This is a genomic window from Lelliottia amnigena (assembly GCF_019047465.1).
GTDB classification, from domain to species: Bacteria; Pseudomonadota; Gammaproteobacteria; order Enterobacterales; family Enterobacteriaceae; genus Enterobacter; species Enterobacter amnigenus.
Window position 1 is genome coordinate 271800 of sequence record NZ_CP077236.1, and the last position, 21702, is coordinate 293501.

Below are 21702 nucleotides of genomic sequence, written 5' to 3' on the forward strand. Positions count from 1 at the left end.
ATGCCCACAGGCACCGGTTGACTGAGTAGAAAAATAAAAAAACCCGAGAACGTCTTCCTTTCAGAAGCCGCGCTCAGGTTTTGCCTGCGGTATGCAGTAACAATCCAGTTTTGGGGCTTAACGCCCTTCTTTTCTCACCCGTTCAATATGAATGGCGAGGAACATAATTTCTTCGGTCGTCAGCTCTCGCTGATAGCTATTCTGCAAATGCTGCCCAATCTTTTCCGCACACTTCCACGCTTTAGCGTAGTTATCCTTCACCGCTGTATGCAGCGACACATCGTCGTCCTGCACCACGGTACGGGTCAGCATTCGTTGGGCAAAGAACTTCAAATGCGTCACAAAACGTTGATAGCTTAGTGACTCTTCGTCGTACTCCAGCTGCAGCTGGTATTTCACCAGCTGCAAGATTTCCTGCATCACGCGGGTCACGTGCATCACTTCTGGCATTTCGCTGTTGAGTTGTGCAGTCACCAGATGCAGGGCGATAAAACCGGCTTCATCTTCGGCAAGCTCAACCCCCAACCGTTTGGCAATAATTGCGCGAGCCTCCTGGCCCAGAGCGAATTCCTTCGGATACAGACGTCGAATTTCCCATAACAATACGTTCTTGATAGCGACCCCTTTCTTTTGCCGCTCGATGGCAAAGTTACAGTGGTCCGTTAACGTGATGTAGACGCTGTCCTGCAATTTTCCGAGTCTCTGCGCCGCCAGCCCAATAATGCGATCGCAGGTGGTCATCACTTCAAGGGGAATTTGACTGAGTAATTCCCCAAGCCGTCCGACCAGTTCATCGCTTTGCAGCGCGAACACTTTCTCTATTTTATCTGTGTCCAGATCTTCACCGATGCGTTTCTGAAAGGCCAGCCCACGGCCCATCACGACCTGCTCACGCCCGTGCTCATCCAGAACAACCACCACATTATTATTAAGAATTTTGGCGATTTTCATTGGAACCCCAGAAACAAAAAAACCTGACCTCTGACAAATGCCAGAAAATCAGGTTTTGCCTGCCGTAGCAGTAACAATCCAGTTTTGTCACTCTATCACTTTCATTCATGGCCTCAATGCGTCACGAGTAAAAATGTGATTTAGATCGAGATTAGTATCGCCGGAAAGACGGGGGGATCCGTTTTATTTGGACTGGATGACGCGAGCAATATCCGCTGACGTTTGCAGCGTGCGGATTTCCTGAAATAACCCCAGCGCCTCATCGTATTCTTTGCGTAAATAACTCAGCCACTGTTTGATACGAGCAACGTGATATAGCCCGGTGTCGCCCTGCTTTTCGAGTCGAGTATATTTTTGCAACAGCGTCACCACATCAGGCCAGGCCATGCGCGGTTCGTTATATTTAATCACCCGGCTCAGATTTGGAATATTGAGGGCACCGCGACCGATCATCACCGAGTCACAGCCCGTTTCCTGTAGACAGGCTTGCGCACTTGCGTAATCCCATATTTCACCGTTGGCGATAACAGGAATATTCAGCCGTTGGCGAATGTCGCGAATCGCCTGCCAGTTAATGCGCTCCGCTTTGTAGCCGTCTTCTTTGGTACGCCCGTGTACGACCAGTTCGCTCGCGCCGGCCTGCTGAACAGCATCCGCAATCTCAAACTGGCGATCGCCACTGTCCCAGCCCAAACGCACTTTTACCGTGACGGGCAGATGAGACGGCACGGCTTCACGCATCGCTTTCGCGCCGCGATAAATCAGCTCAGGATCTTTGAGCAGCGTTGCGCCGCCCCCGCTCCCGTTAACCATTTTCGACGGACAACCGCAGTTGAGATCAACGCCATAAGAGCCCAGTTCCACGGCCCGCGCAGCGTTTTCCGCTAGCCACTCGGGGTATTGGCCCAGAAGCTGAATGCGAACCAGCGTGCCTGACGTCGTCCGACTCTGACGATGCAATTCCGGGCAGAGTCGATAAAACGACTTTGCAGGCAACAGCATATCCACCACACGCAAAAACTCGGTGACGCAGAGATCGTAATCATTTACCTCGGTCAGCAGCTCGCGCACCAGTGAGTCGAGCACACCTTCCATCGGCGCCAGTAATACACGCATTCTCAATACCTGTGAAAAAAGACGCGCTATGGTAGCCGCTCTCCTGGCGTGTGGAAAGGGCTGTTTAACGCGCGTCCCGAGGTGACATCACGTCAACACAAAACCGATGACCACCATGATGACAAGCGCCAGCGAAATGATCGCCGGTCCCGTCATAAACGCGTGCACGGTCAGTTGTTCTTCTTTCTTAATGGAAGCAAATCGCGCAAGGGCGCTTTTCTCATCTGAAGCAATGATTTCTTCGAACTGCTTTTCGTAGCCCTGCTCTTTGAGCGCAGACGCGGCGTCAATATCTGCAGCTGGCCGTGCGTGAACCGCACTGCCTTTTTTGAAAATGAAATATTCTGGCATGAGGATCTCCTGCCTGTGTGGGAGATTTATCATATCATTACCGCCGAAAAACGGCCCGGTACTACACTGTTTTATATCACCTTTACCTTTAATTCTGGGGAAATGCCCGACGTTCCAAATAGGAATGTCTGGTATGCTCAAATTTCATGATGTGATCCGTAGCACGTTTCCAGGTTTAATTGTATGATGAATGCGTTTCATCAAGGACTTTCACCATGATCAAATTTCTCAATGCTGTCTGGCAATATTTGCGCGCGTTTATCCTTATTTACGCTTGCCTCTATGCAGGCATTTTCGTCGCGTCTCTACTGCCTATCACCATTCCGGGCAGCATAATCGGCATGCTGATTATGTTTTTGCTACTGGCGCTACAAATTTTGCCGCCAAAGTGGGTCAACCCTGGATGCTTCGTGCTGATTCGTTATATGGCGCTGCTGTTCGTGCCGATCGGCGTGGGGGTGATGCAATATTACGATGTGCTGAAAGCCCAGTTTGGTCCGATTGTTGTCTCATGCGCCATCAGCACGCTGGTGGTGTTCCTTGTGGTGAGCTGGAGTTCGCATCTGGTGCATGGCGAACGTAAAGTGGTAGGGCAAAAAGGAAACCAAAAATGATGGCCAATATCTGGTGGTCACTGCCGTTAACGCTGGTGGTTTTCTTCGCTGCACGGAAACTGGCCGCCCGTTTTAAAATGCCGCTGCTCAACCCGCTGCTGGTGGCCATGGTGGTGATTATTCCCTTCCTGCTGATCGCCCATATACCTTACGAGCGCTACTTTGCGGGCAGCAAAATTTTGAACGATCTGTTGCAGCCTGCGGTCGTTGCCCTGGCGTTTCCACTCTACGAGCAGCTTCACCAGATCCGGGCTCGCTGGAAATCCATCATCACGATCTGCCTGATTGGCAGCGTCGTCGCGATGGTCACAGGGACCTCTGTTGCCCTGCTGATGGGCGCTTCGCCGCAAATCGCCGCCTCAATATTACCGAAATCCGTGACCACGCCGATTGCGATGGCCGTGGGTGGCAGCATTGGTGGCATTCCCGCGATTAGCGCGATGTGCGTGATTTTTGTTGGTATTTTGGGTGCCGTATTCGGTCACTCGCTGCTGAATGTGATGCGCATTCGAACCAAAGCGGCACGTGGGCTGGCAATGGGAACCGCGTCACATGCGCTCGGCACTGCGCGTTGCGCGGAACTGGATTATCAGGAAGGCGCGTTTAGCTCGTTGGCCCTGGTGATCTGTGGGATCATGACGTCGCTCATTGCGCCGTTCTTATTCCCAATTATTTTGGCGGTGGTGGGCTAAAATTTGCGATGCGTCGCGCAATTTTTATTTTGATTTCATAAGTTGCATACATAATGAGAACTGGATCACATATAAAGCGGTAATGGCTCCGTAAACTACCGATCCATTAACCTTTATGAGGCATTGCCATGCACCCACGTTTTCAATCTGCTTTCGCCCAGCTCGCCGAGAATTTGCAATCAGCCCTGGCTCCGGTTCTGGCGGATGAGCACTTCCCCGCCCTGCTGACGGCTGAGCAGGTCACGATGCTTAAACAGGCTACGGGACTCGACGAAGACGCGCTGGCTTTCGCACTGCTCCCGCTGGCCGCTGCCTGCGCAAGAGCCGACCTTTCCCACTTCAACGTTGGTGCCATCGCGCGCGGCGTGAGTGGCACATGGTATTTCGGCGGGAACATGGAGTTCCTGGGTGCGACGATGCAACAAACTGTCCACGCAGAGCAGAGCGCGATCAGTCACGCCTGGCTGCGCGGGGAACATGCCCTGAAAGCCATTACCGTCAACTACACCCCTTGCGGTCACTGTCGCCAGTTTATGAATGAACTGAACAGCGGTCTGGAACTGCGCATCAATCTGCCGGGTCGTGAGCCACATACGCTCGGAGATTACCTGCCGGATGCCTTTGGTCCGAAAGACCTCGACATCAAAACGCTGCTGATGGATGAGCAGAACCACGGCTATGCGTTAACGGGCGATGACCTGGCGCAGTCTGCCATTGCCGCCGCCAACAAAAGTCACGCGCCGTACAGCCAGTCACCGAGTGGTGTTGCGCTGGAGTGCCGTGATGGTCGTATTTTCTCTGGCAGTTATGCCGAGAACGCCGCATTCAACCCAACCCTGCCACCACTGCAAGGTGCCCTGAATTTGCTGAGCCTGAACGGCTATGATTACCCGGATATTCAGCGCGCGATCCTCGCCGAAAAAGCCGACGCGCCGCTGATTCAGTGGGATGCCACCGCGGCCACCCTGAAAGCACTGGGCTGTTCTCATATCGACCGCACGCTCTTGGCGTAATCTTTCTTTGCGGGCAGAAATGCCCGCAAAACTGATGAAATTCCCCTCAATCAAATCGCAGTTTCTTGCGCTTCCCAGGCGGGTAAAGTAGCCTGAGTGAAATTTCACCCACGGACGAGTCATCTTCATGTTAAAGCGTGTGTTTTACAGCCTGTCTGTCCTGGTCGGCATACTGCTGTTGGCTGCGCTCGGCCTCGACCGCTGGATGAGCTGGAAAACCGCCCCCTATATTTTTGACGATTTACAGGATCTGCCTTATCGACAGGTTGGCGTGGTGCTGGGGACGGCAAAATATTATCGTACCGGCGTTATCAATCAGTATTACCGCTACCGCATTCAGGGCGCGTTAAATGCCTACAACAGCGGCAAAGTGAATTACCTGCTGTTAAGCGGCGATAATGCGCAGCAAAGCTATAACGAGCCGATGACCATGCGCAAAGATTTGATTGCCGCAGGCGTCGACCCCGCGGATATCGTTCTGGATTACGCCGGTTTCCGTACGCTGGATTCTATTGTGCGTACCCGCAAAGTATTTGATACCAACGATTTCATTATTATCACGCAGCGTTTCCACTGCGAGCGCGCGCTCTTTATTGCGCTCCATATGGGCATTCAGGCCCAGTGCTACGCCGTACCGTCGCCAAAAGATATGCTCAGCGTCCGCGTTCGTGAGTTTGGTGCTCGCTTTGGCGCGCTCGCCGACCTGTATCTCTTCAAACGTGAACCACGCTTTTTAGGTCCGCTGGTGCCTATTCCGGAGCTGCACGAAGTGCCCGAAGGTGCGCAGGATTATCCGGCAGTCACACCCGAGCAACTTCTGGATCTACAGATAAAAGACAAGAAATAAGAAAACAAAAAAGCCCGCTATCTCAGCGGGCTTTTTTTGGCTACGACTATTACTTTTTACGTGCGTATTTCAGTGAATCCAGAGCGACGGCGAAGATGATGATCGCGCCCTTGATGATGTACTGCCAGTAAGGGTTCACGCCGATATACGTCAGGCCATAGTTGATTACGGTGAAGATGATAACACCGGTGACCACGCCCACTACCGTACCCACACCGCCGCTGAACGATACGCCACCCACGACGCAGGCTGCGATGGCATCCAGCTCGTACATGAAGCCGAGGTTGTTCGTTGCAGAGCCGATACGGCCCGCTTCAAGCAAACCACCGAATGCGTAGAACACACCGGACAATGCGTAAATCATCAGCAGGTTCAGCGCAACGTTAACGCCAGACACTTTCGCGGCTTCAGGGTTACCGCCGATAGCAAAGATGTTTTTACCGAAGCGCGTTTTGTTCCACAGCACCCAGACGAACGCGACTGCAATCAGCGCATAGAAGGTGATGTACGACAGACGGAAGCTGCCCAGCGCCACAAAGCCTTGTGCGAAGGTGGAGAAGCCGCTGTCAAAACCGGAAATCGGTGATGCGCCCACGAAGTCGTAATACAGGGAGTTGATCCCGTAAACGATAATCATCGTACCCAACGTCGTAATAAACGGCGTTACGTTCAGATACGCGATGATGATGCCGTTAATCAGACCGATAATGGCACCGATAACGCACACAATCAGCACCACCAGAATGATAGGCATGGTAGCCATTTCCGGGAACACTTTGTTTGCATTATCAATGGACTGCAATAATGTTGCCGCGATAACAGCCGCTAAGCCCACCTGACGTCCTGCTGACAGGTCGGTACCCTGAGTGACAATAAGACCCGCCACACCCAATGCGATAATAATACGCACTGAGGACTGGGTCAGAATGTTACTCAAGTTTAATAAACTTAAGAACGTAGGGTCCTGGAAAATAATAATGGCCAGTAATACTAAAAGTACGACGTAAATTCCGCCTTCTTTCAGATAAGTGAGAAAACTTTTTTTATTTAACGCACTCATGAGGAGCCCCTGATCTTAAAGGTGCAAAGACGCAAGACGGAGAATTTCGTTTTGCGTTGTCGTTTTGGTGTCAACAATTCCGGCAACGAGACCATTGCTCATAACCAGAATACGATCTGTGATCCCTAACAATTCCGGCATTTCGGAAGATATAATAATGATCCCTTTATTCTTTTTGGCCAGTTCAGCAATCAGCTGATAAATTTCAAATTTGGCCCCAACGTCAATACCGCGCGTCGGTTCATCCAGCATTAAAATTTCTGGTTGGGTTAATAACCAGCGACCGATAATGACTTTCTGTTGGTTACCGCCGGAAAGCGAACCAATTTGCGTCTGATGTCCTGGGGTCTTCACACGCATTGAATCGATAACCCATTGGGTATCGCTTTTCATGCGGGAAGTATCCAGCAGGCCGACTTTATTCTTATAGTTACGAATATTCGAAATTAACGAGTTAAAGTTAATATCGAGATACGCGTAAATACCCGTCGAGCGACGCTCTTCAGTCACCAGTGCAAAACCATGATTAATGGCTTCGTTGGCATTATGGTTATTAATTTTTTTACCGTGCAGCGTGATGGTGCCATCGGCTTTCTCACGGATACCAAACAGGGTTTCCACAATATCAGTACGCTTTGCACCGACCAGCCCGGCAATACCCAGAATTTCGCCTTTGTGCAGATCGAAAGAGACATCGCGGATGGAAGGCTGACGCAGCGACGTGAGGTTGCGCACCTCAAGAATCACTTCGCCTGGCGTGTTCTGTTTGTCCGGGAAGCGCTGGTTCAAAGAGCGCCCAACCATCATGGCGATGATTTTGTCCATGTCCAGCCCTTCGAGAGGCTGGGTGGCGATCCACTGACCATCACGCAGAATAGTGATTTCATCGCAAAGCTGGAAAATTTCTTCCATTTTATGCGAGATGTACACAATACCGCAGCCACGATCTTTCAATTTACGGATAATAGTGAAAAGGTGATTCACCTCTTTTTCCGTCAATGAAGATGTTGGCTCATCCATGATGACAATTTTCGCATCATAGGAGAAAGCTTTTGCAATTTCGATCATCTGCATCTGCGAAACGGATAATGTCCCTACGCGTGCGCGCGGGTCAATCTCAATATCCAGTTCATCGAAAATAGCTTTTGTATCACGGTACATTTTGTCCTGATCGACAAATACGCCTTTGGTCGGATAACGACCCAACCACATATTGTCCATAACAGAACGTTGAAGCACCAGGTTTAACTCCTGGTGAACCATCGAAATACCATTTTCCAGCGCTTCTTTGGCTGAATGGAAATCGATCTCTTTCCCCTGAAAAAGGATGCTACCAGAATCTTTTTGATAGATTCCAAAAAGGCATTTTAATAATGTTGATTTACCTGCACCGTTCTCTCCCATCAACGCGTGAATAGAGTGAGGACGCACTTTTAAATTAACATTATCGAGAGCCTTAACGCCCGGGAATGACTTGTTAATACCGCTCATTTCTAACAAGAATTCGCGTGACGACTGAGTAGTTGTGCTGACCATAATTATACCTTGACGGCCTCGCATATCGCGTTATAAAAGGGCGCAACGAATTGCGCCCTGTGAGAACATGCAATCAAATAACTTATTTACCGACAAACTCAGCCAGGTTCGACTGATCTACGCCCACGTATGGGATACGTACAATTTTGTTCTCGATTTTCCAAGTGGTGCCATCTGCAGCACCTTTGCCCGCGGCCAGGTTTTTCGCCAGGTCGAAGGTGGCTTTCGCCTGGTTGTTAGCGTCGTTCAGCACGGTACCGGCCATTGCGCCCGATTTCACCAGCGCCAGCGCTTCTGGCAATGCATCCACACCGAAGACTGGAATAGATGATTTGTTGTGCGCTTTCAGCGCTTCAACCGCACCCATTGCCATCGCATCGTTGTTCGCGATAACCACTTCGATTTTGTTAGCATTCGGACCAGACAGCCATGCGTCCATCTTGTCTTTTGCCATTGCGGTATCCCACATCGCGGTATCAAGCGCCAGCTGCTGCGTTTTCAGCCCTTTGTCGTTCAGCTCTTTGATAACGTAAGTGGTACGCGCTTCAGCATCCGGGTGACCCGGCTCGCCTTTCAGCAGAACAAACTGAATCTGACCATCTTTATTCAGATCCCAGTTCGGGTTTGCTGCCCAATGTTTAGCGATCAGATCGCCCTGAATAATACCGGACTCTTTGGAGTCAGTACCCACGTAGAAGGCTTTGTCGTAGCTGTCCAGCGCTTTGCGGGAAGGTTCTTTGTTAAAGAAGACGATTGGCACATTCTGCCCGCGCGCTTTCTCGATAACCGTACCTGCCGCAGCCGGGTCAACCAGGTTGATTGCCAGGGCTTTAACGCCTTTTGCCAGCAGAACGTCGATCTGATCGTTCTGTTTGGACTGGTCGTTCTGGGAGTCGTTCATCAGCAGCTGGACGTCTGGCGCTGCTTTAGCATCTTTTTCAATTGCTTTACGCACAACAGACATGAAGTTGTCGTCGTATTTATAGATTGTCACGCCAATACGGGTATCCGCAGCGTGCGCTGCTGCGCCAAAAAGCATGCTTGCCATAACGGCAGACAGAGTCAAAACCTTCTTATTCATGGTATCTCCGGTTTTTTTTATGCAGGGTAATTCTTCTTGTGAATAACGATCGGCAGGCGGGTGTTAAAAAAACGTTACTGACCGCCGAAGTTCACTTATAAAATTTCTCTCTTCCGTGTTCGGTAACGCTCCAGAAATGCGCTTTATGGTTGTTTGCGGCACTTTGGCTATAGTAAAAGTGATTAATCACCGTTACATAGCGTTTCAGTTCCTAAAACGCTGACATCATAGTCAGCGCCTTGTTAAGATACTGTGAATTTACTCACAGATTGAAAACGGTTACATCACTCATCGTTATCAGTTAGTGATCGGAGCCACAATTTGCCGAATAGCAACAGAATGACGACGCACTAAAGTTGGCATGAAACAGTGTGTTGCGCTCGAATCAAGCTGCCCTGCGGCGCCCTGTAACGCCAACTCAGTGGCAAGACGCGCCATCGACGCAATAGGGTAACGCACCGTGGTTAGCTGAGGGTCTGTGTACCGCGCAATGGGGATATCATCGAAACCAATCAATGACAAATGCTGTGGCACCGCAATTCCGTTGTCTTTTAGCGCGGTAAGCGCCCCGGCGGCCATGCTGTCGTTGTAGGCAAATACCGCCGTGAGCTGCAAATTGCGTCCTAGCAATTCGACCATGGCGGCCTCCCCACCCTGCATATCCGGTGCACCGGTACCTATCCAGCTATCGACAGGCATAATCCCCGCTTCTTTCATTGCGTTCTGCCAGCCCTCACGCCGCATGTCGTCATCTTCAATGTGATGGCTTGAGGCCAGATAACCGATGCGCTGGTGGCCGTTATTGATCAGCATTCGCGTGGCCATCATGGCGCCGCTGACGTTATCCAGCGCCACGCAGCGGTGGGCGTAGCCCGGTACAACGCGGTTAATCAGAACCATCCCATCGATGTGATCCATGAAACCTGCCAACTCTTCATCGCTCAACGCTTTTGAGTGAACAATCAGGGCGTTACATCGCTGACGTATCAGCACTTCAATGGCATGACGCTCTTTTTCAGCTTCATGATAGCTGTTGCCGATCAGCACGTATTTATTGTGCTGCTGGGCAACAACGTCCACGGCTTTCACCAGCGCGCCAAAGAATGCATCTGACACATCCATCACCACAACGCCGATGGTGTCACTCACCTGAGTGGCGAGCGCCTGAGCGTTAGCATTTGGCCGATAGCCCAGCTGCGTGACCGCTTTCATCACGCTTTCACGCGTTTCAGGACTCACCAGCGCGCTGTTGTTCAGGACGCGAGAAACGGTAGCAACAGAAACACCCGCGATGCGGGCCACGTCACGAATGGTGATCATATTCACCACACTTTGTAGGATTGCAGCAACTCACAGACACCCCCTGTGTTTAGCAAGGAGGCTATTTTGGCAGCGACGGAGAAGGGACTACGTGAAGAAGCTCACACAGATGAAAACGGTTACATCCGTTTTGTTAATGATTGTGATCCAGATCGTTATCTGGATGTATTATTCAATGAAACACCCGAAGCAAGTGCGGTTAATTGACGCCATACCCATTCCACCGGGCCCTGACGGAAATAGCGCAACCAGATAACGGAAAAGAGCATGTTGACCATCCAAACGGGGATCACAAATGCCATGAGCTGGAACCTGTCGAATTTCATAAACAGGCCTAATCGATAGAAAAGCGTCGTGCAGATTACGGTTTGCAGCAGGTAATTACTGAGAGCCATGCGTCCAACGCACGCGACAGCAGCGGCTAATCTGAAACGTGCAATTTGCGGCCAGAACCCGAAAATAAGCGACGCATAGCCGATGGTCTGGAACGGCGCGCTTAGCTCTCGCGGAGCCTGCAACAGAAAAGCACACCAGCGATAGTCCCAGCCCAACATCCATTGCGCACTCACCGCAGGCAGGTTAATCGCCATGCCCAACAGAACCAGTCCGGCTCCCGTGAGGCGATAATGCCTGAGGCTAAACGCCCCTTTTAGCCAGCCGGTGCGCATCAGCGCGGCACCGATCAGCATCATCCCCGCCAGCTGCCAGCCGTATTGCGCCCCTAATGCGAGCAGATTGTCTCCGAGCATATCCGCCCGATTGCTGATCGCTTCGACGCCGCCTTTCAGCTTCCAGTATTGCTCATACTGGAGCGATGCCGCGCCAGGGATCCACGAACGATTCGTGGTACCGCCCGAAATCATACCCAGCAGCAGCAGGACCCCAATGCCAATGGCATAGAGCATCACGCCAGTGTTAAACAGGCTTTTGGCATCCTGCGCGTCGCGGATCATGCGCCAGCAAATCAGCCCGACTAAACCATAGGCCAGAAGAATGTCGCCATCCCACAAAAACAGACCGTGAATAAACCCGAGGATGACCAGCAGCGTGAGGCGGGACTGAATCCAGCGCTTGCCGCGCTTGAGCAAAATCTGGAGACCCGCACCAAAAAGTAACGCAAAGAGCGTGAGGAATTTGACCTGCGCAAACAGATCTAAAATCGCCCAGGTCCATGCGTCGCGGCGGGTGATTTCGCCATACCAGGCAGGATTGAGATAAGCCGCCTTTGGCAGACCAAAGGCGCTAATGTTGAGCAGCAGGATACCGAGGATGGCAACGCCACGTATAAAATCCAGCGTGACATTACGCTCCATTTATCCTGCCTTCCGATCAGTTGTGGTGACGCACTGCGCGCAGAAATTCCTGACGGGTATTCTGGCTCGACTTAAACAGACCGCCAAGGGAGGTCGTGGTCGTTGCACTGGTGGCATCACGTACGCCGCGCGCTTTCACGCAATAATGCACGGCATCAATGGATACAGCCACATTGTTGGTCCCCAACAGCGTTTGAAGCGCAGTCAGAATTTGCTGGGTCAAACGTTCCTGAACCTGCGGACGCTGGGCAAAGAACTGCACAATGCGGTTAATTTTAGACAGGCCAATCACCGTATCTTTAGGGATATACGCCACGGTCGCTTTGCCATCGATAGTAACAAAGTGGTGTTCGCAGGTACTCGTCAACGTAATTTCGCGCACGGTCACCATTTCATCGACTTTCATTTTATTTTCGATGACGGTGATTTTTGGGAAATTAGCGTAATCCAGGCCGGAGAAAATCTCGTCGACATACATTTTTGCGATGCGTTGCGGCGTCTCCATCAGGCTGTCGTCGCTCAGGTCGAGATTCAGCAACTGCATAATCTCGGTCATGTGCCCGGCAATAAGACGTTTGCGTGTTTCATTGTCCAGTTCGGTGACCGGTGGACGCAGCGGGGTTTCAAGACCACGCGCAACCAGCGCTTCGTGGACGAGAGCGGCTTCTTTACTGAGTGATGGCATTATTTTTCTCCTGCAGGTGTGGCTGCCTTTTACCCTCATAGAGGCAAAAGTGTTCGCTCATTGTGCGTGAGGTGACGCACATAATCCAGTATTCACAGCGATAATTATTGCGATTGCCGTTGCCTTTCAGCCTGACGGTTCCAGACCAGTGCTCCGCCAACAATCAGGGCGACACCCGCCAGACCCAGCGCAGGCTCCAGTTGGTGAGTCAGCCAGGTGGAAATCGCGGATGTCACCGGGCCCACCAGCTGGCCTATCGCGTATCCCGTGGTCAAGAGTCCCGCCATGTAACGGGTATGTTCGGGTGCCAGCTCGCGACCACACAGCAGCGAGAGTTGAACGGCGCAGAGAAATCCGCCTCCGACCAGCAACGCACCGGTCACCAGACCCGCGATCCCCGGCATTAACCAGGCGGCAAAAACGCCCAATCCCTGCAACCACAGCACAATGGATAAACGTCGATTCGACGTCGAGACATGGCGCAGTGCGATACTCAACGCGATCCCCACCACGGCCGCTACGCCAAAAATCGGCCAGACAAACTGGGCAAACAGGCTTCCCGGAAAACGCAAAGCGGCCATCTGCGACAAAAATGTCGCCGGAAGAATATACCCAAACCCGGCCAGGCTATAGCTCCAGACCAGGCGACGCAAATCGGGTGTCAGTACCAGCGGATCGGGTGCGGTACCAGGGCGGTGCAGCTGTCCGCCACGCGGTAAATAGCGCGCCACCAGCACAATTAAAATCAGCGCCAGTACGCCATAAATTTGCCAGGCTGCACCCGCCGAAAGCGATCGCGCCTGAATATAAACGGCCAGCAGGCCGCTGAGCGCAATGCCCGCCCCTGGACCCGCAAACACTGCCGCGCTCAGACCAGGCTTGCCGGAATGCGCCAGCCGTTCATTGGTCCACGCGGCGATCAACACCATGGACCAGCCGCTCATGCAGCCGATCACAAAGCGTATCATTCCATGTACGATGGCGTTATCCGCCACAGCAGAGAGCAGCGTCAGCGCCACGGAGCCTACAATCCCCAGATACAAGCGCCCTTCGACAAAACGATGCGCACGCATGGCATCCCATGCACCGACCAGGTAGCCAAGATAATTCATGGCAGCCACTAATCCGGCGCTGGTAAGCGTCAGCTGTCCAGCCGCGATCATCAGCGGAACCTGGGGCGTAAAGGCAAAACGCCCTATTCCCATCGCGACGACAAGCACCACAAATCCACTAAGCGCGATACGCAGCGCCATGATCGCTCCAAATGTTAAATTTAAGTAAATTTATGATGCAGTATATCGGGTAACAGCGGAAGTGAAAGTTGCTCACAGGTGAATGAATAATATGTATTATGGGTTTAATGAATACCTGTATGCATTAAGGAGCCTTGCATGGAACTGCTCGAAGAGCACCGTTGTTTTGAAGGTCGGCAGCAGCGCTGGCGGCACGACTCCACAACACTGAATTGCGCGATGACGTTCAGTATATTTCTACCGCCAACCGACGGGAAGGCAAAACCGCCGGTGCTGTACTGGCTTTCTGGCCTGACCTGCAACGATGAAAACTTCACCACCAAAGCGGGTGCGCAGCGCGTTGCCGCCGAGCTGGGCATTGCTCTTGTTATGCCGGACACCAGTCCCCGTGGCGATGATGTCGCCGATGATGCGGGTTACGACTTAGGTAAAGGCGCAGGATTTTATCTGAACGCCACGCAGCAGCCGTGGGCAAGCCATTACCGGATGTATGATTACATTCGTAATGAACTGCCCGCGCTGATTGCAGCGGAATTTGATGTCGGTGACCGATGCGCGATCAGCGGGCATTCGATGGGCGGACACGGTGCGCTCATTATGGCGCTCAAAAATCCTGGCATGTTCACCAGCGTGTCGGCGTTTGCCCCGATCGTGAATCCCACGCAGGTACCGTGGGGACAAAAAGCGTTTTCACACTATCTGGGTGAAGATACGGATAAATGGCAGGAGTGGGACAGCTGTGCGCTGATGCAGGCGAGCCAGCCGGGAGACGCCATTCCTACGCTTATCGATCAGGGCGATGCGGATCAGTTCCTCGCCAACCAGCTCCAGCCAGCTGTCCTTGCAGAAGTGGCGCGCCAGAAAGCCTGGCCGCTGACGTTACGCATTCAGCCGGGTCACGATCACAGCTACTATTTCATCGCATCGTATATTGAAGATCATCTCCGTTTCCATGCGGAGCATTTGTTCAAGTAAGCCCGAGCATTATGCCCGGTAGCCTTTCGCTCACCGGGCATTTCATACATCAGAACTGATAATCTACGGCCATAAAGTAACGACGGCCATCTTCCGTATAGCTGTAATCGTCACGGCTGAGATCTTTATCCAGCAGGTTTTGCACGCCGGCACGCAGCTTAACGTTTTTCGTTGCCTGCCACGCTCCGCCCGTATTCCAGACGACATAACCGCCAGGCGTTGTATCACCATCGGCAACGGCGCGCTTCTCACCCGTGTAGTTACCCTGCACGTAGAATGACCATGCCTGGGTCGCCTGCCAGTCAACCGTACCGTTTGCCGTATGGAACGGCAGTTCGGACAGCGGTTTATTACCGCCGTTGCTAATATCACGCCCATCGTTATAGGTGTAGTTCAGCGTCATTTTCCAGTCTTCTGCCAGCGGGAATTTCAGTTCCGTTTCGACGCCACGAATACGCGCTTTGTTGACGTTGTAATAGCGGAAAATCGGTTCGCCGTCGCCGTTCAACCCGACATAATTCGGGTAACTTTGCGCATCGTTAACGTTGGCGGTACGGGTGATGCTAATGCGATCATCCACGTTATTCTGGAAGGTGGTGATGCTGGCCTGAACGCCTTCTAACCAGCCCTCTTCCCCGGCGTAATAAAGGCCGAGTTCGAAGCTTTCGCTGGTTTCTGGTTTTAGATCCGGGCTCCCCACAATTTCGCATGCGCCGCGGCAAGAACCGGTGGTCCAGTCAGGGCTAAGCTGCAGGAGTGATGGCGCTTTAAAGGCCGTGGCCCAGCCACCTTTCACCGTCATCGTGTCGGTCGCGTTATACACCAGATACGCACGCGGGCTCCAGTGATCGCCATAGGTTTCATGGTCATCCATACGCACGCCGGTGGTCAGCGCCAGCGGCTCGAAGATACGCCATTCATCTTCGATAAAGAGCGCGTACTGGCTGGCCGAGGTGTTATTGCTGGTACCACCCGTCAGGTTGACCGGATCTTTCAGCTTATCGTGACGCCATTCGCCACCCAGAGTCAGCAGCTGACTGATTTCACCCAGCGGCAGCACGTATTTCCCGTCCACGGCAGTGCTTTCCGAGGTGATCGGGCTGCTGTTTCCCGGATTTTTGTTATCGACTTTTTCACCGTAAACTTTCAGTTCGCTGTTGCCCATATCCCAGCGGCCATTGTGGCTTAGAGAATAGTTCTGGCGATCCAGACGGTTCTTGTTGAGCGAGTCGGAGTCGCGATCCTGACGGTCGTAACCGTAGCCTGCGGTAAAATCATGATTTTCGTCTGGCGTCCAGGCGAGTTCCACATTACCACTGCGGCTGGTAAAGCCTTCAATGCGCGGCGTTTCGCCGGTCGCGGTCGTGGAGGATTTTTGCTGATCGTCTTTTTCACGCTTAGAGAGGCTTCCGAAGGCTTTCAGCCCCAGAACGCCGTCCACCAGCGGACCGCTGGTGTAGAACTGGCCGTTATAGGTATCGCCACGATCGCGGTGGTGCTGGATGGTGGTGTCCGCCGTCAGCGTACCAGTCCATTTTTGACCAATTTTCTTGGTGATGATATTCACCACCCCACCCAGCGCATCGGAACCATACAGCGATGACATTGGCCCGCGCACCACTTCGATACGCTCAATGGCGTCAACCGGGATCCAGTTGAGATCGAAGTCGTTATGACGGAATACGGCATTGCGCGAGCTGACGCGCTTACCGTCAACCAGAATCAGCGTATAGCTGCTGTCCAGTCCTCGGATGCTCACGCCTTTACGGTTATCCCCTTCGCTGGTTAATTGCACGCCTGGCACTTCCCGCAGGACATCTTTCAGGTTGTTGACCGGCTTACGTTGCAGATCCTGCTGAGTGATGACGCTGATACTGGCAGGCGCATCTTTGAGGTTTTGTTCGGTGGCCGATGCAGTGACAACCAACGTGTCGCCAGATTCCGCAGCAATCACAGGCAGGGCAAAGGACAGTGCGGACGCACAAAGTCCTCCCCTTACGAAGGGATTCAACCTAAACATTCCATTTCTCCATGAGGTAAACACAACAATATCAAATCTTTATTGCTCACAATGCCTTGCGCTCCGCCTGCTTCTTTGGCCGGTCGGATGGGTGTTTATGTGCAGGTGTGGCCGTCACGTCATCGTCAAAAACAGACCGCAATGCTGACGCTTTCATCCTGTTGAAAATCGTCGTAACGATAAAGCAAACGATAACTATTATCAATTAAATTGTTAACAATTATGTCTTTTCTCCATACTGTGGACATAAAAAAACCCGCTCATGTGAGCGGGTTTAAAAGAGAGGAAAAGCGATTATTTTTTGAATCGTCCAGGGAAGTCCATTTCACTGTAGCTGACGAAGCGCGTGCCTTTTGTCAGTTTGTAGCCAAACCAGATAATCAGGAACAGCGGAATCCCGATATACGTCGCCATCACGCCGCCCCAGTCAATGGTGTCTGACAGGAAGGCTTCGTAATTCTGACCGAGCGTGATGATCAGGCACAGAACGAAGGCGAAGATCGGCCCAATCGGGAAGAATCCTGAGCGGTATGGCAGGTCATTAATATCATGCCCTTGCATAACGTAACCGCGACGGAAACGATAGTGACTGATGGCGATCCCCAGCCAGGCGATAAAGCCCGTCATACCGGAGGTATTAAGTAACCACAAATAGACCGTCTGATTACCAAACATAGAGGTCAGGAAGCACAGCCCCGCGACCACCGTGGTGGCGTACAGCGCATTGCGCGGCACACCGCCGCGTGACAGTTTGGCAAAAATGCGGGGCGCTTTACCGTCGCACGCCAGGGTGTACAGCATACGCGTTGAGGCGTACATGCCGGAGTTACCCGCAGAAAGCACCGCCGTCAGAATAACCGCGTTCATCACCGCCGCCGCAGAAAGCAGACCAGCATGCTGGAAGACCAGCGTGAACGGGCTGACGCTGATATCTTTCACATCGTTACGCAGCAGGCTCGGGTCGGTGTAAGGAATGATCAGGCTGATAATCAGAATGGCGAACACGTAGAACAGCAGAATACGCCAGAACACCTGACGCACTGCGCGCGGAATGTTCTTCTCCGGATCTTCCGATTCACCGGCAGCAATACCAATCAGTTCCGTTCCCTGAAAGGAGAAACCAACAATCATCGCCACGCCAATCATGGCCGCAAATCCCCCGGCAAACGGCGCCTCGCCAATTTCCCAGTTGCTCCAGCCCGCCGGTTCCGCCCCTTTAAAGATGCCCACAATCATCGCCACGCCGACAATGATGAAGATAATCACGGTCGTCACTTTGATCAGGGAGAACCAGTATTCTGCCTCACCAAAACCACGTACCGAGATGTAGTTCAGCAGGAAAATCACCGCCAGGAAAATAGCGCTCCAGATCCAGCCCGGCGTGTCCGGGAACCACCAGTTCATCACCAGCTGCGCGGCCACGAGGTCAACAGCGATAGTTACCGCCCAGTTGTACCAGTAGTTCCAGCCCAGCGCGAAGCCAAAGCCTTCTTCTACGTATTTTTGACCGTAAGTCGAAAAGGAGCCGGAAACCGGCATGTATGCCGCCAGTTCGCCCAGGCTGGTCATCAGGAAATACACCATCAGGCCAATCAACATATACGAAAACAGCGCGCCGCCAGGACCTGCCGCTGAAATGGTTGCACCGGATGCAACAAAAAGACCTGTCCCAATGGATCCGCCAATGGCGATCATTGTCAGGTGACGCGCCTTGAGTTCGCGACGTAGCGCGGGCGCTTCTGTGGTTTTATTTTCTGAAACCATGTGAAAATGCTGTCCATTTTAAAAATGAGGCGCGATTGTAGCAGACGATCCGCGTTCCTTCTGGCAGAAATGCGCAGTTATAAGAGAGCTTCATGACTGGCCGAGGATTATAAGTAAAGCTGAGCGACCTCCCCTCCCCCCGCGCGGGGAAAGAGAAGGCTAGTTGTTGCAGTAACGCAGAAAACGCTGAAGAGAACTGGAGAGGTGTTTCTGCCGATGATGAATACACCACAGCGTGCGCACCAGCTTGGGCAACGGGACGGGGATTTCCACCAGCGAACCGCTCTCAAGCTGTTCGGCAATCACCCGACGCGACAAACAGCTGATTCCCAGGCCGTGACGCACGGCATGTTTAATGGCTTCGGAGTTCCCTAATTCCATTCCCAGATGGAACTGCGGCAAATGGGAAAGCAGCAGATAATCGACGATTTCGCGCGTGCCGGAACCGTGTTCACGTAAAATCCACGGGGCCTGCGCCAGGCGTTCCAGCGTGACGTCGCCGTGCAACAATGCTGAAGCTGGAGAAGCAAAGACCACCAGTTCATCTTCCAGCCACGGCTCGGCAATAATATCGACGTTATGACACGGCCCTTCGATAAGCCCGATATCCACGCGAAAATCGATAATGGCGTTAATCACATCCTGGCTATTGCCGACGCTCATCTCCAGCGGCAGCGTCGGGAAATCGCGACGGTAGCGGGCGATTACCTCCGGGAGAATATAGTTCCCGATGGTGCTGCTGGCGAACACACGGATGGCGCCATTCTCCTCGCGAAATAACTGCTCGATTTCAACCGCCTGCTCCAGCAACGCCAGCGCACGCGGGTACAGCAGGCGCCCATGTTCATTCACCACCAGGCGTTTGCCTACCCGGTCAAAAAGCTGAACGCGCAGCTGGCCTTCAAGATCGGTGAGCGCCGCGCTGACTGCAGACTGTGACAATGCCAGGCGCACAGAGGCCTGAGTCGTTGATCCGCTTTTCAGGACCTCGGCAAAAACTTCAAGCTGACGCAATGTTATGTGCATGGTTGCTTACCACTTATAAAGATTAATTATAAATATATAATCAATTTTATTTTTAAGCCAGAGCGCCGTAATCTTTTAACCAGAGAGAGGAGAAGGTTATGACAGCAATTACCCTACACAATCATCGTTCAGTGTGGCATTACGCGCCGGGGCTTGCGCTCAGTGCCGCCATCACTGGTGCAGCATTATGGGGCGGGAGTATTCCGGCCGTCGCAGGTGCCGGGTTTAGCGCACTCACGTTGGCTATTCTGCTCGGCATGGTGGTCGGCAATACGGTATATCCACAGATTTCACAATCCTGCGACGGCGGTGTGATTTTCGCCAAACAGCACCTGCTGCGTCTGGGCATTATTCTGTATGGTTTCCGCCTCACCTTTTCGCAGATTGCGGACGTGGGCGTCAGCGGAATTGCCATTGACGCTCTGACGCTGACCAGCACCTTTTTGCTGGCCTGCTTTATCGGCCAAAAAGTCTTCGGGCTGGATAAAAAAACCAGCTGGCTGATTGGTGCGGGCAGCAGTATTTGTGGGGCCGCGGCAGTACTCGCGACGGAACCGGTGGTTAAGGCGGAATCCAGTAAAGTCACGGTTGCAGTGGCGACCGTGGTTATCTTCGGTACGCTGGCGATTTTCCTTTATCCGGCGATGTATCCGCTGGTCGCACACTGGTTCACACCTGAAACGTACGGCATTTATATTGGCTCAACGATGCACGAAGTGGCACAAGTTGTCGCTGCGGGTCACGCCATCAGCCCTGAGGCGGAAAATTCAGCGGTCATTGCCAAAATGCTGCGCGTGATGATGCTGGCACCGTTCCTGATTATTCTGGCCGCACGTGTTAAACAGCTGACACCCGCCGGGAAAGGTGAAAAAAGTAAAATTACCATTCCGTGGTTTGCGATTCTGTTTATCGCAGTGGCGGTGTTTAACTCATTCCATCTGCTGCCAAAAGCAATGGTTGATATGCTCGTCACGCTGGATACCGTGTTGCTGGCAATGGCGATGGCGGCGCTCGGCGTCACTACACACGTCAGCGCACTGAAAAAAGCAGGTGCAAAACCTCTGCTGATGGCATTAATGCTCTTTGTCTGGTTGATTGTCGGCGGGGGCGCTATCAACCTGGCCGTACACAGTCTGATGGCATAAAGCACTACATCCTTCTCCTGTTAACCCGCTATCATAAGCGTTTCGGGTTAACAGGAGTCCCTTTATGAAATATGTTGGAGCGCACGTTAGCGCAGCAGGCGGCCTTGCAAATGCCGCCATCCGCGCCGCCGAAATTGAGGCGACCGCGTTCGCCCTGTTCACCAAAAATCAGCGCCAGTGGCGCGCTGCGCCGCTCACCCCTGAAATTATTAATGATTTCAAAGCCGCCTGCGAAAAGTATAACTTCGGGCCGGGGCAGATCCTGCCGCACGACAGTTACCTCATCAATTTGGGCCATCCGGTTCAGGAAGCGCTGGATAAATCACGTGAGGCCTTTCTTGATGAATTGCAGCGTTGCGAACAGCTTGGCCTGACGCTGCTGAATTTCCATCCGGGCAGCCATCTGATGCAAATCGACGAAGACGCCTGTCTGGCGCGCATTGCGGAATCCATCAACATCGCGCTGGCGCAAACAGAAGGCGTCACGGCGGTTATCGAAAATACGGCTGGCCAGGGCAGTAATCTGGGTTTCAAATTTGAACATCTGGCAGCAATTATCGATGGGGTGGAAGATAAAACGCGCGTGGGCGTGTGCATCGATACCTGCCATGCCTTTGCCGCAGGATACGATCTGCGCAGTCAGGAAGAGTGCGAGAAAACCTTTGCAGAATTTGAGCGCATTGTCGGCTTCAAGTATCTGCGCGGTATGCATTTAAACGATGCGAAAAGCGCGTTTGGCAGCCGTGTTGACCGCCACCATAGCCTCGGCGAAGGCAACATTGGTCACGATGCGTTCCGCTTTATTATGCAAGACGCGCGCTTTGACGGTATTCCAATGGTGCTGGAGACGGTTAATCCGGATATCTGGGCTGAAGAAATCGCGTGGCTGAAAGCACAGCAGACCGCTGAACAAGCGGCATAAAAAAAGCCGGGTCGCATT

The 21702-nt window shown here is 52.6% G+C and carries 20 protein-coding genes; 7 read left to right on the top strand and 13 right to left on the bottom strand.

The window, feature by feature from the left end; all coding sequences use genetic code 11:
- Positions 1–117: 117 nt before the first annotated feature.
- The 3 genes from bglG to I6L74_RS01335 form a co-directional block, all read right to left on the bottom strand.
- The gene (gene bglG, locus I6L74_RS01325; RefSeq protein ID WP_059179250.1) at positions 118–951 is read right to left on the bottom strand and encodes a transcriptional antiterminator BglG; all 834 of its coding nucleotides are present in this window, start codon (positions 949–951) and stop codon (positions 118–120) included.
- Between the two features lie 183 nt (positions 952–1134).
- Complete coding sequence (gene dusC, locus I6L74_RS01330; RefSeq protein ID WP_059179251.1) at positions 1135–2067, bottom strand: tRNA dihydrouridine(16) synthase DusC; 933 nt, start codon at positions 2065–2067, stop codon at positions 1135–1137.
- Between the two features lie 87 nt (positions 2068–2154).
- A complete protein-coding gene (locus tag I6L74_RS01335) occupies positions 2155–2418 on the bottom strand; it encodes a hypothetical protein (protein WP_059179252.1) in 264 nt (87 codons plus the stop codon).
- 215 nt (positions 2419–2633) lie between these two features.
- Here I6L74_RS01335 and I6L74_RS01340 point away from each other — a divergent pair, with 215 nt between their 5' ends.
- From I6L74_RS01340 to sanA, 4 genes are all read left to right on the top strand, one after another.
- Entirely contained in the window at positions 2634–3032 is a 399-nt protein-coding gene (locus I6L74_RS01340) for a CidA/LrgA family protein (RefSeq protein ID WP_059179253.1), read from the top strand.
- Entirely contained in the window at positions 3029–3724 is a 696-nt protein-coding gene (locus tag I6L74_RS01345) for a CidB/LrgB family autolysis modulator (protein WP_059179254.1), read from the top strand. The genes I6L74_RS01340 and I6L74_RS01345 overlap by 4 nt, the downstream gene beginning before the upstream one ends.
- A 128-nt stretch (positions 3725–3852) precedes the next feature.
- Entirely contained in the window at positions 3853–4737 is an 885-nt protein-coding gene (gene cdd / locus I6L74_RS01350; protein WP_059179255.1) for a cytidine deaminase, read from the top strand.
- 127 nt (positions 4738–4864) lie between these two features.
- A complete protein-coding gene (gene sanA, locus I6L74_RS01355; RefSeq protein WP_015959745.1) occupies positions 4865–5584 on the top strand; it encodes an outer membrane permeability protein SanA in 720 nt (239 codons plus the stop codon).
- A 49-nt stretch (positions 5585–5633) separates the two neighbouring features.
- Here sanA and mglC read toward each other — a convergent pair whose 3' ends face one another.
- From mglC to I6L74_RS01390, 7 genes are all read right to left on the bottom strand, one after another.
- Positions 5634–6644, bottom strand: a complete 1011-nt coding sequence (gene mglC, locus I6L74_RS01360; RefSeq protein WP_015959746.1) for a galactose/methyl galactoside ABC transporter permease MglC — start codon at positions 6642–6644, stop codon at positions 5634–5636.
- Positions 6645–6659: 15 nt separating this feature from the next.
- Complete coding sequence (gene mglA / locus I6L74_RS01365; RefSeq protein ID WP_059179256.1) at positions 6660–8180, bottom strand: galactose/methyl galactoside ABC transporter ATP-binding protein MglA; 1521 nt, start codon at positions 8178–8180, stop codon at positions 6660–6662.
- A gap of 82 nt (positions 8181–8262) precedes the next feature.
- Entirely contained in the window at positions 8263–9261 is a 999-nt protein-coding gene (mglB, locus tag I6L74_RS01370) for a galactose/glucose ABC transporter substrate-binding protein MglB (RefSeq protein WP_059179257.1), read from the bottom strand.
- A 297-nt stretch (positions 9262–9558) separates the two neighbouring features.
- A complete protein-coding gene (gene galS / locus I6L74_RS01375; protein WP_059179493.1) occupies positions 9559–10581 on the bottom strand; it encodes an HTH-type transcriptional regulator GalS in 1023 nt (340 codons plus the stop codon).
- Positions 10582–10736: 155 nt separating this feature from the next.
- Positions 10737–11894: a DUF418 domain-containing protein YeiB gene (yeiB, locus tag I6L74_RS01380; RefSeq protein ID WP_059179258.1), complete on the bottom strand. Its 1158-nt coding sequence runs from the start codon at positions 11892–11894 to the stop codon at positions 10737–10739.
- 16 nt (positions 11895–11910) lie between these two features.
- Positions 11911–12579: a GTP cyclohydrolase I FolE gene (gene folE, locus I6L74_RS01385; RefSeq protein WP_059179259.1), complete on the bottom strand. Its 669-nt coding sequence runs from the start codon at positions 12577–12579 to the stop codon at positions 11911–11913.
- A gap of 104 nt (positions 12580–12683) precedes the next feature.
- Positions 12684–13832 (bottom strand): YbfB/YjiJ family MFS transporter, encoded by a 1149-nt coding sequence (locus tag I6L74_RS01390; RefSeq protein WP_059179260.1) that lies wholly within the window; start codon positions 13830–13832, stop codon positions 12684–12686.
- 138 nt (positions 13833–13970) lie between these two features.
- Here I6L74_RS01390 and fghA point away from each other — a divergent pair, with 138 nt between their 5' ends.
- Positions 13971–14807 (top strand): S-formylglutathione hydrolase, encoded by an 837-nt coding sequence (fghA, locus tag I6L74_RS01395; RefSeq protein WP_059179261.1) that lies wholly within the window; start codon positions 13971–13973, stop codon positions 14805–14807.
- A gap of 49 nt (positions 14808–14856) precedes the next feature.
- Here the strand turns inward: fghA and cirA are convergent, their stop codons facing one another.
- The 3 genes from cirA to yieE form a co-directional block, all read right to left on the bottom strand.
- Positions 14857–16827, bottom strand: coding sequence for a catecholate siderophore receptor CirA (cirA, locus tag I6L74_RS01400; RefSeq protein ID WP_059179262.1), 1971 nt, complete (start codon positions 16825–16827; stop codon positions 14857–14859).
- 294 nt (positions 16828–17121) lie between these two features.
- Positions 17122–18591: a lysine-specific permease gene (lysP, locus tag I6L74_RS01405; protein WP_059179263.1), complete on the bottom strand. Its 1470-nt coding sequence runs from the start codon at positions 18589–18591 to the stop codon at positions 17122–17124.
- 159 nt (positions 18592–18750) lie between these two features.
- The gene (yieE, locus tag I6L74_RS01410) at positions 18751–19617 is read right to left on the bottom strand and encodes a DNA-binding transcriptional regulator YeiE (RefSeq protein WP_059179264.1); all 867 of its coding nucleotides are present in this window, start codon (positions 19615–19617) and stop codon (positions 18751–18753) included.
- 98 nt (positions 19618–19715) lie between these two features.
- Here yieE and I6L74_RS01415 point away from each other — a divergent pair, with 98 nt between their 5' ends.
- Together I6L74_RS01415 and nfo are read left to right on the top strand one after the other, a co-directional pair.
- Positions 19716–20762, top strand: a complete 1047-nt coding sequence (locus I6L74_RS01415; protein WP_059179265.1) for a YeiH family protein — start codon at positions 19716–19718, stop codon at positions 20760–20762.
- Positions 20763–20826: 64 nt separating this feature from the next.
- Positions 20827–21684: a deoxyribonuclease IV gene (gene nfo, locus I6L74_RS01420; protein WP_059179266.1), complete on the top strand. Its 858-nt coding sequence runs from the start codon at positions 20827–20829 to the stop codon at positions 21682–21684.
- Positions 21685–21702: the final 18 nt, after the last annotated feature.

What these genes read in the sequence shown, in the direction of transcription:
- bglG (WP_059179250.1), bottom strand. Translation starts at nt 951, where the DNA reads ATGAAAATCGCCAAAATTCTTAATAATAATGTGGTGGTTGTTCTGGAT.
- dusC (WP_059179251.1), bottom strand. Translation starts at nt 2,067, where the DNA reads ATGCGTGTATTACTGGCGCCGATGGAAGGTGTGCTCGACTCACTGGTG.
- I6L74_RS01335 (WP_059179252.1), bottom strand. Translation starts at nt 2,418, where the DNA reads ATGCCAGAATATTTCATTTTCAAAAAAGGCAGTGCGGTTCACGCACGG.
- I6L74_RS01340 (WP_059179253.1), top strand. Translation starts at nt 2,634, where the DNA reads ATGATCAAATTTCTCAATGCTGTCTGGCAATATTTGCGCGCGTTTATC.
- I6L74_RS01345 (WP_059179254.1), top strand. Translation starts at nt 3,029, where the DNA reads ATGATGGCCAATATCTGGTGGTCACTGCCGTTAACGCTGGTGGTTTTC.
- cdd (WP_059179255.1), top strand. Translation starts at nt 3,853, where the DNA reads ATGCACCCACGTTTTCAATCTGCTTTCGCCCAGCTCGCCGAGAATTTG.
- sanA (WP_015959745.1), top strand. Translation starts at nt 4,865, where the DNA reads ATGTTAAAGCGTGTGTTTTACAGCCTGTCTGTCCTGGTCGGCATACTG.
- mglC (WP_015959746.1), bottom strand. Translation starts at nt 6,644, where the DNA reads ATGAGTGCGTTAAATAAAAAAAGTTTTCTCACTTATCTGAAAGAAGGC.
- mglA (WP_059179256.1), bottom strand. Translation starts at nt 8,180, where the DNA reads ATGGTCAGCACAACTACTCAGTCGTCACGCGAATTCTTGTTAGAAATG.
- mglB (WP_059179257.1), bottom strand. Translation starts at nt 9,261, where the DNA reads ATGAATAAGAAGGTTTTGACTCTGTCTGCCGTTATGGCAAGCATGCTT.
- galS (WP_059179493.1), bottom strand. Translation starts at nt 10,581, where the DNA reads ATGATCACCATTCGTGACGTGGCCCGCATCGCGGGTGTTTCTGTTGCT.
- yeiB (WP_059179258.1), bottom strand. Translation starts at nt 11,894, where the DNA reads ATGGAGCGTAATGTCACGCTGGATTTTATACGTGGCGTTGCCATCCTC.
- folE (WP_059179259.1), bottom strand. Translation starts at nt 12,579, where the DNA reads ATGCCATCACTCAGTAAAGAAGCCGCTCTCGTCCACGAAGCGCTGGTT.
- I6L74_RS01390 (WP_059179260.1), bottom strand. Translation starts at nt 13,832, where the DNA reads ATGGCGCTGCGTATCGCGCTTAGTGGATTTGTGGTGCTTGTCGTCGCG.
- fghA (WP_059179261.1), top strand. Translation starts at nt 13,971, where the DNA reads ATGGAACTGCTCGAAGAGCACCGTTGTTTTGAAGGTCGGCAGCAGCGC.
- cirA (WP_059179262.1), bottom strand. Translation starts at nt 16,827, where the DNA reads ATGTTTAGGTTGAATCCCTTCGTAAGGGGAGGACTTTGTGCGTCCGCA.
- lysP (WP_059179263.1), bottom strand. Translation starts at nt 18,591, where the DNA reads ATGGTTTCAGAAAATAAAACCACAGAAGCGCCCGCGCTACGTCGCGAA.
- yieE (WP_059179264.1), bottom strand. Translation starts at nt 19,617, where the DNA reads ATGCACATAACATTGCGTCAGCTTGAAGTTTTTGCCGAGGTCCTGAAA.
- I6L74_RS01415 (WP_059179265.1), top strand. Translation starts at nt 19,716, where the DNA reads ATGACAGCAATTACCCTACACAATCATCGTTCAGTGTGGCATTACGCG.
- nfo (WP_059179266.1), top strand. Translation starts at nt 20,827, where the DNA reads ATGAAATATGTTGGAGCGCACGTTAGCGCAGCAGGCGGCCTTGCAAAT.